This window comes from Paenibacillus ilasis, assembly GCF_043195395.1.
GTDB classification, from domain to species: domain Bacteria; phylum Bacillota; class Bacilli; order Paenibacillales; family Paenibacillaceae; genus Paenibacillus_AQ; species Paenibacillus_AQ lautus.
On the sequence record NZ_JBHDJG010000004.1, the window covers coordinates 252,521 to 267,132 of the forward strand.

The following is a 14,612-nucleotide window of genomic DNA, read 5'->3' on the forward strand; positions in this document are numbered from 1 at the left end:
GGTCTCCTTGTACTGCACATAGGATGGCCGACTATAAGCGATCAGGGGCTTGATGTGTTCTTGAAGTATTAAATTAAATAAAGCAAGGCCGTCCCAATCGGGATGGCCTGTGTATAACTCAAAATGGTATGAATGGCCCGGGCTATTTATGGCCTGTACTTGCCCTTTATGAGCCTATACATGTCATCATAGGTGGCGCGAACTGCCGGTTCATCAGATCGTGCCGCTTGGAGCAATGTGTCATTCCCTTGATAGTAGGCTCTAAAAGTATCCTTTGCATAACCGAGTTGGATAGCACCGTTAAGATAGTCATAATATTTCTGCCGGAAGTTGGCATCTGTCAGGATACGCTCATCGAACTCCATCTCCATCCCCATCCCGAGTGATTTAGCCCAATCAGCCGCATCCCGTACACGATCCAGCGGACTATCCGCTTGGAAGAAATAGTTTGGCTGATAGGCCACGGCATCAAAACCTAATTCTTTCCAGGTGAAGAATTGATAGCCACGCAGATGTGGAATCCAGTAGAATAACAAGTCGTTGTCATGAACGATGTTAGACGCGTGTTTTATCAACTTTGCATCATTCGTACCGTCCGGCGCTACTTCTTCGTTTAGCCAATATAATCCGGCAAGGTTAAGATTATTGTAACCCTTCGCGTCCCAGCGCTGGATCAACTGATCGATATACCAGTCGACCGCTTTCTTCTTGCTTGCGAGCGAAGCATCGGCACCTACTTGAGCGGCGTTAAAGTTCTCCGTAATACCGTCACCATCTACGTCTCCAAAATTAGTCTGTGGTTCAGCCGGGTAGGGAACCATAAGAACCACCGGGTATTTGTCGGTGGATTTACCGCCGGGCTTGCCGAGCTCCTTCATTACTTCTCCCACTGCAACGTTCAAGGCATCCAGATCTCCGTCGGTGGCGAATGTCTTATCCAGATACCATTTCCAATCGTCCCAATTGGACCCGTTAAAGGACATGGCGAATGAACGGCCAGCAGGCGAACCGAGACCCAAATAGAGAATGCCATCGAATAACCAATCACTCGGCGTTCCGTTCTGATCTACATGCGCGAGATAAGGAATCAATTTCTCCGTTGTCCAGTCCCCTAATCCCTTATTGTAATGTCCATTATACAAAAGAGCCAAATTGGAGATACCGCCGGTCTGGGCGCCAGGCTGCAGATATAGTTCCTTCTCATTGGGAACCGTTGCCCCTTTGATATGTCCATCCTGGCCCATGACCTGAATTTCGTCAAGAAGCACCCAATCCTTGGTCGTAAACCGGACTTTAACATAACGGGAGAAGACCGCTGACGACGACTTATCTCCTCCCCCCGGAACGCCGTCTTTCACAGCGTCCCATTCGAAGGTGTATTGGGGAGGGTTAACACCGATCCAGAATGCCACAGGTGGTCCGGCATGCTTCAGCGCCGTCCAGTCTTTCCCGTTTTTCGAGGTATAGATCGACACCGCGTTCGGATATTGGATCTTTGCGGATGGGATCTGCAAGAAGTTCGCGCGAATGGACGAGACCGATTGATCGCTGCCAAGGTCAATCGTGATGACTCGGCTGGAACCCTTGTAGAATCCGGTCCATGCCTCGTCGGCAGGGTCGTCGCTTGCCAGTACGCCGTCGGTCAATTCGCCGCCCGTATCGGGGTACGGATCATTCGCCGGCTCCGAGACAGTATAAGGCTTGCCTAGCGCTACATTCATTTCGTAACCTCCATCTCCATTATTGCCGGTCGATGTTAACTGCGGATGCGATGAATCAGCTTGAGCGACGGGCGGCAGAATGCCCGTCAACAGCAATGCAGATAGAAGATAGCTTCCGATTCGCCTAAATTTCATTATGATTCCTCCTCAGATTGGATATGATCACATCGCCGAATCCATATATTCATCCGGCTTGATGCCTTCATAACGGGCAAATGCGCGTTTGAAGGAATATACATTTTCATAGCCTACACGGCGGGCGATGTCATCGATGCCGCATTTTCTTTCTCTCAACAACTCCTTAGCCATTTCCATACGAAGCCGGCATAAATAATCATAAAAATTGATTCCGGAAACTTCTTTAAAGATTTTGGATACCTTGGATACCGACATTTGGAATATTTCAGCGAGCTGCTTTAATGAAATGTCGGCGCTGGTGTAATTTTCGTTGACATACTGCAGTAATTGGCTGCCTGCTTCCATTGTCAATGATGTGTTGGAATACCGGTTCCGCTCGCAAATCAATGTTCCCAATTCATATACATAGCTCCACATCTCCCCGATATCTTCTCCTTTAACTCTATTAGCAAACTGTTTGGAGTAAATGCCTATATCGAGGTTAAGCTCATATAATACTCTCAGCATTGTTTCCATTAACAATGAAACCAGATTGTTCATACTTGCTTTGGACAAATTGCGTTTTCCGTTTTCAGTACTGATTTCGTGCAGGATTTGCATCGATGTATCCAAGTTCCCGATCTTCAGATTATTAATTAACTGCACCTCCCAATCTGTCGGATAATAATAGTCGACAATGGATTGGACAGCTTCCTCCTGTGATACGGGAAGACGATCTCGCGAAAACAAAATATACTGCAGGTTTTCATTGGCCGCATAATACGATTTACTGATACCGACAAGCCCTTTCTCAACGGTTCCTGACAATACATAAGGATGAAATCCGCAGGTCTGTTCGAGCTCCGCCGTAATGCTGACGGCCACTTTCTCCATTATGCCTTCCTGCCCGAAGTTGCTCTCGGAGGATAAAATCAGCGCTTTATCCGCATTGGTCACTTCAAATAGTTCATAATCGAACCCGTACCGGTTCATAACTTTTTCGACAATCACAATCGTCATCATTTCGATTTTGCGTAAGCTATCGTAATTAGAGATATCGCGAATGGCGTGGAAGCTGATCAGCAATGTGCAATAATACATTTCATCGTTATAACCGATGCCGAATTTTTCTAATCCATTGATCTGCTGATCATCTGTAAAATAACCTTTGAGCAGGCGATGGAACAAGTTGGATTTAGCGGCCTTTTCATAATCCTGCATCGATCGCTGAAGCTTTTCATTTTCATGGAGCAGCCGGTCAAACGACTTTTCGATGTAATTGTATTCGGAATAGAAGGTCGTGCTGTCTTTGACGTCATCATAACGGATCGATGCAGAAAGCTTACTCAACAAAGCCCCCAGCGGACGATAACTGATTTTGGCCAACAAAAAGGCCATTAAGGTACCAATAGCGACAGAAATTAAAATGGCCAGCAGCGAACTGAAGAGATTATTAATACCGATCACACTAGTATTAATATAGGATATTTTATATTCCAGATCGCTTTCTTTCGAAGGCACTACAAACTCATAACTTTGACGGTCCTCACCTCCCTCCACGGCTACACCCCGGGTCTGGCTGTAAATCGGTTCTCCATGGGTTGTAATTAGAATTTCTTTGAATTCAATCCCTCCGAAACGGTGCATATAATCCGTGAAGTAAGCGCTATCAATAAAAAGAACAAGCACTCCCCGCGGATGATTTACAACCTCCAAGCTTTGAAAGATCGGGATCACACGTTTGTTGTTTCCCCACAACTTCACCGCTGTCGGCGGCATAATCTTGAAATATTGTTGCTCAAGAGTCGTATTTTGGATCATTCGCCGTATGTCGTTATCAAATACTGCGATGCTAGAGAAAAAGTCATCTTCCGCAAAGGCCCCCCATGAAGAAAAAATCTGCTTTTTCTCCGGAAACATAATCATCCCGAAAGACAGAATGTTCAAAGAGCTGACTGAATTTTCGAAATTCTTGCGGATTTCTAGCATTCTTATCAAATCAAACTCATTATCATACACATTCGTATTTTGCATCATCTTCTTAACCCATGATTCACTGCTCAACAGATTGCCCATATTTTTAAGCTCGTTTACTTTGTTATCGACGACCGCTGCAATCCGGTTGGCATCCGAGGTGTGCTTGTCATGTAACTGCTGCCGTTCCTCCTTGATGTTCCGCTGTACATTCAAGGTGCTGAACACGATGATTGGAATCAGCAAGATTGCGGTGTAAGACAAAAAGGTCTTTCTAAGCGTGCCACTTCCAAAGTTTCCATGTCTCAAAGGCACCCCTCCTCAGGTTGAATTCCACTCCATCATGAAGCAGAAGGGGAAAATGGCGAACTCCCCTTGCTGTCGGAGAGAACGTCCATTTTCCCAAATGCATGCGTTACTGGATGCTGTTATATCTGTCAAGCAGTTGCTGATCAATTGCAATTAAATCATCAAGTCCTAGCTTTTTCATTTCGGAGATATATTCATCCCAATTGTCGAGCGATTTTTGACCTAGAATAAGCTTGGTTGCAAGCTCTTCCGAATAAGTCCTGAGGTTCGTTAAGATTTTTGTTTTCGCTTCAAGCTGCTTTTCATCCGGAATTGCCAGATAGTTACCGTTCATATTGACGAAATATGGTTTGTATTTCAGTATATTCATCTCATGGTCGGCTTTTTCTTTAGACACATCGGACAACTCGAATTCCAGGTTAGCAAATTGAACGCGAGGGAACACCGTATCCCCAAATAACAGACGTCCGGCAGTTTGGCCTGTTTCGGCCTTTTCTGCATCCGATGTACTGTTGATAAATACTTTCGCCCCATTGCTATCCTTTTTATAAGTTTGCCCTTCGATTCCCCAATAAAGAAGATCAGCATATTTGTCCGAATAAATCATATCGAAAAATCTGATGGCTGCTTCCACGTCTTTGCAGTCTTTCGTAATTGCATATTTCTGCCATACCAGGAATGGCGGTTCGACCTGTACGGCTGGAGTAATATTGTCAACTGCACTGAGTGGCATCAATGGGAGAAACTCTCCTCCGCCATTGATGGTCGGCTCTAAAAATGTTTCCAAATTGTAGTCGGTTACAGAACCGACTTTGTTTTCCGTCATTTTCTGTTGTCTTTGCTCTATGGTCGCACCAACTAGGCTCGTATCGAGGATCCCCTCTTTTACAAGCTGCTGCATATATTGAAAGTAATCCTTGATCCCTTCCTGGTACCATGGGGAAACGACTTTTTTATTTTCTACATCCACCGCTGTGATGTCTGTACCAAGTCCGAACCATTGAGCTATAGCGTCCTCAAATTTACCTGTATCGTAAACCAGAACTTCGTCTTTATTACCGTTGCCGTTCGCATCCTGATCTCTGAACGCTTTTAACGTTTCTAAATATTCCTGAGCATTTGTCGGTACCGGAAGACTCAGCTTATCAAGCCAATCTTTGCGGATCAACACGGTCCGGGCTACCGGAGCCGGATCTTTGTCCTGATATGTTTTTTTATGCAGATTACTGAACCAGTACATCTTACCGTCAGGGGATGTTGTCGTTTTCTTAGCATAAGGGAATTCTTCATCATACATTTTTTTAATGTTGCCGTTGCTATACTTCTCAATCAGTGGCTTCAGATCAAGCAGAACCCCCTGCTTTGCCAAATTCAGCACGGTCGTGTTATCCAAAGCCGAAATGTTGACTATACCAGGTAGAGATGAACCTGACGCCATTCTCGTCTGGATGACCACATTGTATTGCTCATTTGGAACCAGTTCATATTCCAGATCCAAATTGGCATCCTGGATCATCTTCTCCATTTCTTTCCATACAGGGTATTTATCTCTGTCTTCGAATTTGATGTATTTGTTGCTACCGGTTGGACCCAGCAATTTAAGTTTGCTTGCTGTTGTCCCGGAAGCAGAGCCACCAGCTTCCTCCTTATTACCGTTTCCATTACTGGAGCCTGAGCTTCCGCATGCAGTGAAGGTCCCGATGACAAGAACTGCCACCATGATGGACATCAATGATCTTTTCCAACGTTTCATATTCTAAGCTTCCCCCTTAAAATGTAATAACGCTACCAGATACTTTTGATACAGTTTCCTTCGTTAGACAAGTGCGTGTTCAGAAAGGGTGGTTTTCAGCACTTTTGAATAATCTCATTAAGTAATCGCTTTCACAAAAATGTAAGCTAGCTTTATCCTCAGATCTATTCCTTCAAAGAACCGAGAAGCGCTCCTTTGATGAAATACTTTTGGAAGAATGGATACGTAAAAATGACCGGTAACGTTGTAAAGACGATGATTGTATATTTTAGTTGAATGTTGGACAGCATGTTCGCTACCGCATTTTTGGTATCCTCCATCGAGAGCATCTTCAGATCCACGGACTGCTGCACGATGACTCGGTATAAATACATTTGCAGCGGATGAAGCTTCTCATTCGGCAAATATACGAGCGCATCGAACCAGCTGTTCCAAATGCCGACAATCGAATAAATAGCGATAACCGCAAGAATAGGTTTGGAAATCGGTATGATGATCCTAAACAGCAGCTGCAGATGGGAAGCGCCATCGATAAAAGCGGATTCCTTTAGTCCATCCGGAATGGTGGTGAAAAACGTTCTTACCAAAATGATATTCCATATGCTGACCATCCCAGGTATAATGATCGCCAACATCGTATTGTACAACCCTAGTTTATTCACCAGCAGGAAGGAAGGAATCAAGCCACCTCCGAAATACATAGGGATCAGTAGAAACGCGACCACCCATTTTCTCCCCTTTAGATTTCGCACCGTTAACGGGTAGGCCCCCAACACAGCCATCAAGCAGTTCAATATGGTACCGACTCCAACGTAAATCAACGTATTGGAATATGCCCACCACATTTTCAGATCTTTCACAATCACTTCATAAGAGCTGAGGTTGAAGCCTTTAGGGAACCAAAAGACATTCATTGCCGCTACTTCTGAAGGCGAACTGATGGACATGATAATGACAAAATAAAACGGATATAGTGTGATTATACAGAGAATTAATGCAATCACTAGAAGGATGATGTCGACCACGACAGAGCCTTCCTTGATCTTGTTCGGTTTTCTACGGACCAAGGCCATGATACTCCCCCTTACCACAAGCCGAAATCTGCAAATTTTCGACTTAGCGAGTTTGCGATATACAGCAGCGTGAAGTTAAGAATCGATATGAATAGCCCGACTGCTGTTCCCATGCTGAAATTGCCGCCAAGCAGGCCATCGCGGTACAAATAGGTGCCAATAACATCCGCTGTTTCATACACAATTGGATTGTAAATCAACAGAATAAACTCGGTATTTGCCGAAAACAGACCGCCAACCGCGAAAATAAGCAGAATAAAGATGGTCGGACGAATGGATGGCAGCGAAATATGCAGCATTTGTTTAAAGCGGTTGGCCCCGTCCATTTTGGCTGCTTCATATAAATGAGGATCAACGGAAGACATGGCCGCCAGATACAAAATACTGCTCCAGCCGAATGACTTCCATATGCTCGAGATGGTATAAATGGCCGGGAAATAAGCCGGTTCCGTGTTTAACGCAATTGCTGTGCCACCAAACATTTTGATAATAACGTTAACGATGCCATCAACATTGATAAAGGACAACACCATACCCGCTACAACGACGTTCGAAATAAAATGCGGTAAGTAACTAGCTGTTTGCACAAACTTTTTAAAGAAGCCATTTCTCAGTTCGTTTACCAATAATGAGAATAAAATAGGCACCCAAAAGCCAAACACCAGAATAAAGAAACTAAGTAAAAACGTGTTCCGCATCAACCTTCCAAAATAAGGCCCATTGAAAAAATTGATGAAATGCTTAAATCCAACCCAGTTCGTTTCCGTAAATGAGAAGAACGGTTTTCCTGGGAAATAATCCTGAAACGCAATAACAAGGCCATACATGGGTATATAGCTGAAAATAAAAATTTGAAGCAGAACGGGAAGCATTATCAGGTAAAGCTGAACATTATCACGGATGTGAAATGATCGGCGTTTTCTGGGTGGATCGATTGTTTTCATGATCTTCCCCTTCCATTTGGCGATTTCGGTTATTTCGGGCCCGCTTCCGCATCTCCAATGATAGTCGCGTCCCGATTTGGATAGCAAGAAACATAATTTTTCTCGGGTTCGCAATATTTTCGCAGGCCCCAAGCATCGCTATTCAAGTGAATTCCAGAAGTCTCTGGTGATCCAAATAGACCAGAAATATGACACAATCAAATCCGCTCTTTCGGGGAAAAAACGATTAGAAAAAAATGAACAAAGCTATTTCATCTGGAGTTACTCCATGGTTTACAATGAGTTCAGGATCCAGGATCTGGTTGAATCGTTGAACGATCGGGGGATGGTAAATGTTAGGTAAAGCGCGAAGTGCCTTGCGGCAAGCCTTTCGCTTCACTGCTGCCGGACTGACTCTAGGGGAGAAATGGCGTCTGGCTCTTCCTGGTCCGATCCTGTCAGTCGGAGGAGTGCTCATCCACAATGTGTTCTTGAAGTATTACACGGATATCATCGGTCTTAGTCCGAAGTATGTCGCATGGGTGTACATTATCTATAACATCTGGAACGCGATTAACGACCCGGTGCTGGGCGTATGGATTGACCGAATGAGGCATCGCGCGCACCGTGGGAAATACGTCTATATCATGAGAGTGACGGTGCCGTTCATGATCGTTGCCTCCTTCCTCATGATGCTGTCGAATCCGGCTTGGGATCAGTGGTTGATCTTTCTGCTGTATACCGGGTTGCTATTTATTTACGACACGGCTGCAACCGCTTACAGCATAGCCTATCAATCGTTTGTGCTGATCGCAGCGCCAACCAAGGAGGAGCGCATCGATGTTGGTGTGATCCAGAACTACGTATCCCAGGCGATGTCATTTCTGATCACCTTGATTCCGACGCTGCTGCTCGTTGGGGACGGAAAGCAGGAGGTTATCATCCCGATCTTCTCTGCCGTAATTGTGGCAGAAGCGATATTCTTTACCTGGGCCCTGAGGGGACTGAGAGAAGATGCCCAAATGTACGAATCACTGGATAAGCAGCATATCGATACAAAAGAGGTTTACAAAGAAGCCTGGCAGATCATCAAATCCAGGCCTTTCCTCACCTTTATTACATTTACCATCGTCACCGGCCCCGTGTTTTTCTACTTTACGCCGTTTCTCTACTACATGGACAGCGTAGTGCAATCAACGGGTATCGAAGCTACCGTCATCGATGTGAGTACGCATGTGATCGCGCTCCTGTTCTTGCCGGTCATGGGATCCATCGTCAAGGAAAATGGAACGAAGAAGAGTGTATACCTGGGGACCATCTTCGTGGTGCTCGGATACGGCGGGATTTTTCTTGCTGACGGCATATGGAGCGCGGCGGCATCCTACGTCCTAATCGTTTTTGCTGTGAACTATCTTCGAACGGCAATATCTCCTGTAGGGGCGCTGCTCATCGACGAAAATGAACGCACGACCGGCGTGCGGAAAACCGGGCTGTTCAACGGATTGTTCTCGTTATTCACGGTTGCCTTCTCCAGCCTGCAAACGGTTATCTTCATTAATGTCATCGGGGCATACGGATATGACGGTCTTGCGGCGGAACAGTCCGAGTCCGCCATGCTAGGCATTCGGGTAGCAACCGGGTTGATTCCGCTGGCCGCTTTTCTCCTCGGATTAATTCCGCTGGCATTGTACCCTTTTGATAAGAAAAAAGAGGATGACATCTCCGCGTTCAGCAATAATGCCAGAAGAGGGGGGGTGAAGATGTGAAGCAATCGGCGTTAAATTTGAATTTTACGATTGGCGAAGTGTCCAAAATTTTGGATATCCCGATCGATACCTTGCGTTATTACGATAAGATCGGACTCCTTCATTCCCGCAATCGGGACGCGAACAAGTACCGCTATTATGATCTTGAACAGTTCGATTCACTCATCACGATTCGAATGCTGCGGGCCATGGATGTGTCGATCGAGCGAATCCAAGCGCTGCTTCGGGACAACAGCCTAAACGCTATGCGCAGACTGCTCTCCGACAAGCGGCAAGACATCGATCGCCAACGGACTTATTTGAAGCATTTGTATCACAAGCTGGACGTGTTGGATGTTCAGCTGCAACGGTTCGATAACACGGAGGTCATTGAGCTTGTACTAAGCCACCCGTGCTGGGTGCTTCTTACCGATTCTATCATGGAGAGCGCCGATCAAGGACTCGGGGGAAAAGTACAGGAACAGGTTCGCAGAATCAATGCCAGGGAATGGCTTGCATTCTGCCATACCATATCGATCGTGTCGCAAGATAACCTTAACGCAGGCCGTTATCACAATTACCTGTACAATGGCATTCTGTCCACCTTCCCGATGGAGGATGACTCTTCCGTCTTTCAGAGACTAGAGCCTCGCTACTGTGCCAGAAAATGCGTGATTATCGGCAGGGACGACTATGCCAAGATGGATGATCACTACGATCAGATGAAAGCTTTCATTCGCAATCGCGGACTACAGATCGCAGGCCATTCTCTTGAAGTCAATCTTTATAACCAGTACGACAATCATTACATTGAAATTTACATTCCGGTAGAAGAACGGTAGGGGGAAGCAGACATGAAAAAATTAGTGGTCGACGGACAACGATTCTTAAATGAAGACGGCGCTCAAGTGATCCTGAACGGCATCAATCTCGTATGCAAGGACAAGGCAAAAGGATATGTTGAGCCCTGTGATGCAGCTCTGTTCGCCTGGTTTCGCGAACAAGGCTTTAACGTTATCCGTCTAGGTTTAATATGGGATGGCGTCGAGCCGGAGCCTGGGGTCTACGACGATGCGTATCTGAGCAGAATCAAGCAGCAGGTTGTATGGGCTGAGCAGAATGATCTCTATGTTTTTCTGGATATGCATCAGGATTTGTACAGCGTGCACTACGGCGACGGGGCACCAGCGTGGGCGACCCTCTCCGATGATCTTCCTCATGTTACCGGACATATTTGGAGTGACGCCTACCTGGAAAGTCCGGCTGTGAACCGCGCTCTGGATCACTTCTGGCGGAATACGTCCGCTTCCGACGGGATCGGCCTGCAGGATCACTATGCAGCGATGTGGAAGCATGCCGCACAGTTTATGGCTGATTGTCCGAATATTATCGGTTATGACATGATGAACGAGCCGTACCCCGGAACAAGCGGACAGGAGGTGCTCGGCACCATCATTGCCGCATATGCGGGGCATGTGATGCGAATAGCCGACCCGAACATGGAGCAGCTTGCCGGACTCTGGTTTGACGAGGAAAAGAGGCTGGAGGTTCTTGCCGGGATGGCGGAGATGGATACGTACCGCATACTCGTCGACAGCGCCAGAGAAGTATCGCAAATCTTCGAAAGGGAGGTTCTCGCGCCCTTTTTCAGCAAGACGGCGGCAGCCATTCGCTCCGTTTCCCCGGACGGATTTTTGATGCTGGAAACGAGCTATTTTTCGAACATGGGGATCGAGTCCGGCTTGCAGCTTGTGCAGGATCCAGCCGGTCAAACCTTACACCATCAGGTGTTCGCACCGCACGGCTATGATCTGGTGGTCGATACGGAGCATTATGACATTTACAATCAGGATCGCGTCCAGCTGATTTTTGCTACCCATCGCAAGGTGCAGGAACGGTTGAACGTCCCGGTCCTGGTCGGGGAATGGGGAGCATTCTCCAATCATCCGGCAACCTTTCAGCTTTCCAGGCAGATCATTGCGATATTCGAGCGGTATCTTTGGAGCAATACATACTGGTGCTGGTGTGACGGCTTCAAGGAAGCCCCATATGCCAAGGCGTTGAATCGCGCGTATCCGCAAGCGACAGCCGGCGTGCTCTCAGCATACCGTTATGATCATGAAAACGGCAGCTTAAGTATAGATTTCGTTTCGTCCGTTGGAGAGACATTGATTTACCACCCCCATTTGGAGTCGATATCCAGAAGCGACGTGGCGGTTGCCGGTACGGACGCCTATCAAATCGAGCTGCGCCCTTTCCCGGATTCGAAGAGCGGCCTCTTGGCGATCACCATTCCTGATCAAGGGAATAAGATTACGGTTACGATAGGGAGATGATGTCAAGGGGGCGACAGCGACATGGCAGGCATCTCAATAAATAAGTCGGGAATCAGAAGAACCATGGGGTATAGCGAGGCAGGACAGACTAAAGCGGTGTAGACGCTTGTGTGCAACATAACAAGGCCAGCCGACAAAAATAGGCAGGGCGTCCCTTGTTCTGATTCCCGATAAGGAACAGTAATCAAGGGGACGCCCTCTCGGTTCTTTCAGAACATGACCAATCCCATCGCTTTCTTGGCGGCGAGCAGTGTCGGGACTGCGGTTTCGGAAGCCCGCTTCGCTCCGTCCATCAAAATGCGATCAAGCTCGGAGGAATTCACGATTTGATGGAACCTCTCCTGGATCGGTTGAAGTTTCTCGATGACCACTTCGGCTAATTCCTTCTTGAACGCACCGTATCCTTGGCCTTCATACCGTTTCTCGATGACGGAGATGGCTTCCTCGGAGAATACGGAATAAATCTCGATCAGATTGCTGACCGCCGGCTTCTGCTCCCAGTCATGCCGGACCTGGCCATCGGAGTCGGTAACGGCCCTGGAGAACTTCTTGCGGATATCCTCCGGCGTATCCATCATGTGGACGCAGCTGTTCTTATTCGGGTTGCTTTTGCTCATCTTCTTGGACGGATCGTCAAGCCCCATGACGCGGGAGCCAATATCCTGGATGATCGGCTCAGGCACCGTAAACGTGCGGCCATACCGGTTATTGAAGCGCTCGGCCAGATCGCGTGTCAATTCAAGATGCTGCTTCTGGTCGTCACCGACAGGCACATGCGTTGCCTGGTAGAGCAGCACATCGGCAGCCATCAGGACCGGATACGTAAACAACGCGGAGCTCACGGCATCTTTTCCGTCCGATTTCTCCTTGAATTGGGTCATGCGCTTTAATTCACCAAAATGCGCCTGCGTCTCCAGCAACCACCCGAGCTCTACATGTGCGGGGACCTGCGATTGCAGAAAGATCGTCGCTTTATCGGGGTCAATGCCCGACGCAATGTACAGCGCGGCAATGTCCCGCGTGCGCTGGTGCAGCTCCATGGGATCCTGATAGACCGTGATCGCATGCAGATCCGGCACGAAGAAATAGGATTCATACTCATGCTGCAGCTTCACATATTGACGGAGGGCACCTCCATATCCGCCAATATTCAAATCCCCGCTCGGCTTGATGCCTGACAATAATCGTTGCATAAAAAACACCTCCCTGATAGTTTGCGAACAACACAAAAACACCTCATCCCTCTATGGGACGAAGTGTAACTTCGCGGTACCACCCGAATTCGACTGTACGGTCGCTCTTTAGCATGACGTGGAAATGGTGAAATGCACCATGATTCCTGCCATATCTCCCAAAGTAACGGTGGAGAGCCGTCAAGGCCTACTGCTCCGGCACAGCTCGGAGGTTCGGGTTGAAGCGAGAAGATCCATTCACTTATTCCGGAGTACCGGGCCTCGCACCATTCGCCGGTTCGCTTGGACCCCGAGAGATAAGCTACTATTTCTTCTCATCGCCGTGTGGTATGTTGTTCTTAAATTCATCTGCGCAGCTCTTTTCGAATCTGAAGAGAGAACAAGATGAGTTGAAGAGTATCATTACATAGGTGTTAAGTGAATGTCAAGAGGGGTGTGGGGAGGACTCGTGATGAGAGATAAGAATACGGCGATTCTCGTTGACGGATTATCCATACTGTCGCAGAGTAGACGGCAAACGGGAGATATTTGGCAGGCCCATTACGGAGCGGCAGCGATCGCGGGTTATTTTTTTATAAAAGAAAACCATTTGTCCGGGAAGGTTGAAGAGGCTGTGGCAGCGGAGAATCGGAGGATGATCGGCAAGTATTTGCAGCCGGGAACGGTGCCAGAGGAAAGCCTGAGCGTAGACAGCGCCGAATCACGGATTCTTGCAGCCCTTGACGGTACGATCGATGGTTTGCACTGGGTCGGGCACAATGTGATCTATGCCGCAATAAGTCTGGCTGCACTCCACGAGCTTGGAGGTGGTCTCCGCCATGAAGCAGCCGATATTGCGGAATTGGTCTCCTCTTTCGCGAAGACAATTCCGGGAAGGTCCTGGATCGGATATTCTGCAGCCGAGGTTAAACGGTTGACCCTGGATGAACATGACGGGATGCCTGAAATAACGGACGGCGATCAGCTGTCGGCCTTTATTTTGAATGAACTGGCCACTTATTCGGTAATCTACCGAGCGGAAGCCCATCATGATTTGATGGGGCATATGCTGACCTACTCCCATGCCTTAAACATATTGTATGATCTTGGCCACCATGCTTATTTTCGCAGAGGCATGCCGGGTGTACTCAAAATCGCGAAGGTGCTCCGTGCCAGCCGCCAGCTGGACCCAGAAGAGCCGATTCGAATCGTATCGCCCGTGGATCGGCTGCCTCTCGTGGAGGCTGCAAGATCGTCTTATTTGCCAGATCAGCCGGAGTACTGGGCATCAGGTATCGACGGGGCTGTAATCGACTGGGACTTCGGCCATCTCTTTAAATTCCCATATAGTTTCTATCATCATTGGAACCGTGTTTCGGAGGCGCCGGCGAAGGCCATGGAGAATTTTCGTTATATCATCCATCCGGTGCAGACGGTCATTTCCTGAAGAGAGGTAACCTTTTTTATACGAATCGGCACTTAAGTGTTA

10 protein-coding genes and 1 other annotated feature are annotated in these 14,612 nt (G+C 47.5%); of the genes, 4 read left to right on the forward strand and 6 right to left on the reverse strand.

Translation table 11 applies throughout. The features are described 5' to 3' along the window. Window positions 1-146: 146 nt before the first annotated feature. The 5 genes from ACETK5_RS28605 to ACETK5_RS28625 form a co-directional block, all read right to left on the reverse strand. Window positions 147-1,856, reverse strand: a complete 1,710-nt coding sequence (locus ACETK5_RS28605; RefSeq protein WP_100541161.1) for a DUF4855 domain-containing protein — start codon at window positions 1,854-1,856, stop codon at window positions 147-149. A gap of 27 nt (window positions 1,857-1,883) precedes the next feature. Next, window positions 1,884-4,121 carry a helix-turn-helix transcriptional regulator gene (locus ACETK5_RS28610; protein ID WP_100541160.1) on the reverse strand — a complete coding sequence of 746 codons (2,238 nt, stop codon included), beginning with the start codon at window positions 4,119-4,121 and terminating at the stop codon, window positions 1,884-1,886. A gap of 106 nt (window positions 4,122-4,227) precedes the next feature. Then, on the reverse strand, window positions 4,228-5,874 hold the full coding sequence (locus ACETK5_RS28615; RefSeq protein ID WP_100541159.1) for an extracellular solute-binding protein: 1,647 nt from the start codon (window positions 5,872-5,874) through the stop codon (window positions 4,228-4,230). Between the two features lie 164 nt (window positions 5,875-6,038). Next, window positions 6,039-6,947, reverse strand: coding sequence for a carbohydrate ABC transporter permease (locus tag ACETK5_RS28620; protein WP_100541158.1), 909 nt, complete (start codon window positions 6,945-6,947; stop codon window positions 6,039-6,041). A gap of 11 nt (window positions 6,948-6,958) precedes the next feature. Further along, window positions 6,959-7,891 carry an ABC transporter permease gene (locus ACETK5_RS28625; protein ID WP_100541157.1) on the reverse strand — a complete coding sequence of 311 codons (933 nt, stop codon included), beginning with the start codon at window positions 7,889-7,891 and terminating at the stop codon, window positions 6,959-6,961. A 332-nt stretch (window positions 7,892-8,223) separates the two neighbouring features. On the opposite strand from ACETK5_RS28625, the gene ACETK5_RS28630 reads away from it, so the two are divergent. Genes ACETK5_RS28630 through ACETK5_RS28640 form a run of 3 tightly spaced genes read left to right on the forward strand, consistent with a single transcriptional unit; the run spans window position 8,224 to window position 11,951 of the window. Beyond that, window positions 8,224-9,636: an MFS transporter gene (locus ACETK5_RS28630; RefSeq protein WP_243390990.1), complete on the forward strand. Its 1,413-nt coding sequence runs from the start codon at window positions 8,224-8,226 to the stop codon at window positions 9,634-9,636. Further along, window positions 9,633-10,457, forward strand: coding sequence for a MerR family DNA-binding transcriptional regulator (locus tag ACETK5_RS28635; protein ID WP_100541156.1), 825 nt, complete (start codon window positions 9,633-9,635; stop codon window positions 10,455-10,457). Before ACETK5_RS28630 ends, ACETK5_RS28635 begins: the two co-directional genes overlap by 4 nt. Before the next feature lie 12 nt (window positions 10,458-10,469). Continuing rightward, a complete protein-coding gene (locus tag ACETK5_RS28640; RefSeq protein WP_100541155.1) occupies window positions 10,470-11,951 on the forward strand; it encodes a cellulase family glycosylhydrolase in 1,482 nt (493 codons plus the stop codon). A gap of 209 nt (window positions 11,952-12,160) precedes the next feature. Here ACETK5_RS28640 and trpS read toward each other — a convergent pair whose 3' ends face one another. Further along, complete coding sequence (gene trpS, locus ACETK5_RS28645; RefSeq protein WP_100541154.1) at window positions 12,161-13,144, reverse strand: tryptophan--tRNA ligase; 984 nt, start codon at window positions 13,142-13,144, stop codon at window positions 12,161-12,163. Window positions 13,145-13,195: 51 nt separating this feature from the next. Continuing rightward, window positions 13,196-13,471: a binding site (T-box leader), on the reverse strand. A gap of 124 nt (window positions 13,472-13,595) precedes the next feature. Here trpS and ACETK5_RS28650 point away from each other — a divergent pair. Continuing rightward, window positions 13,596-14,570, forward strand: coding sequence for a hypothetical protein (locus ACETK5_RS28650; RefSeq protein WP_100541153.1), 975 nt, complete (start codon window positions 13,596-13,598; stop codon window positions 14,568-14,570). Window positions 14,571-14,612: the final 42 nt, after the last annotated feature.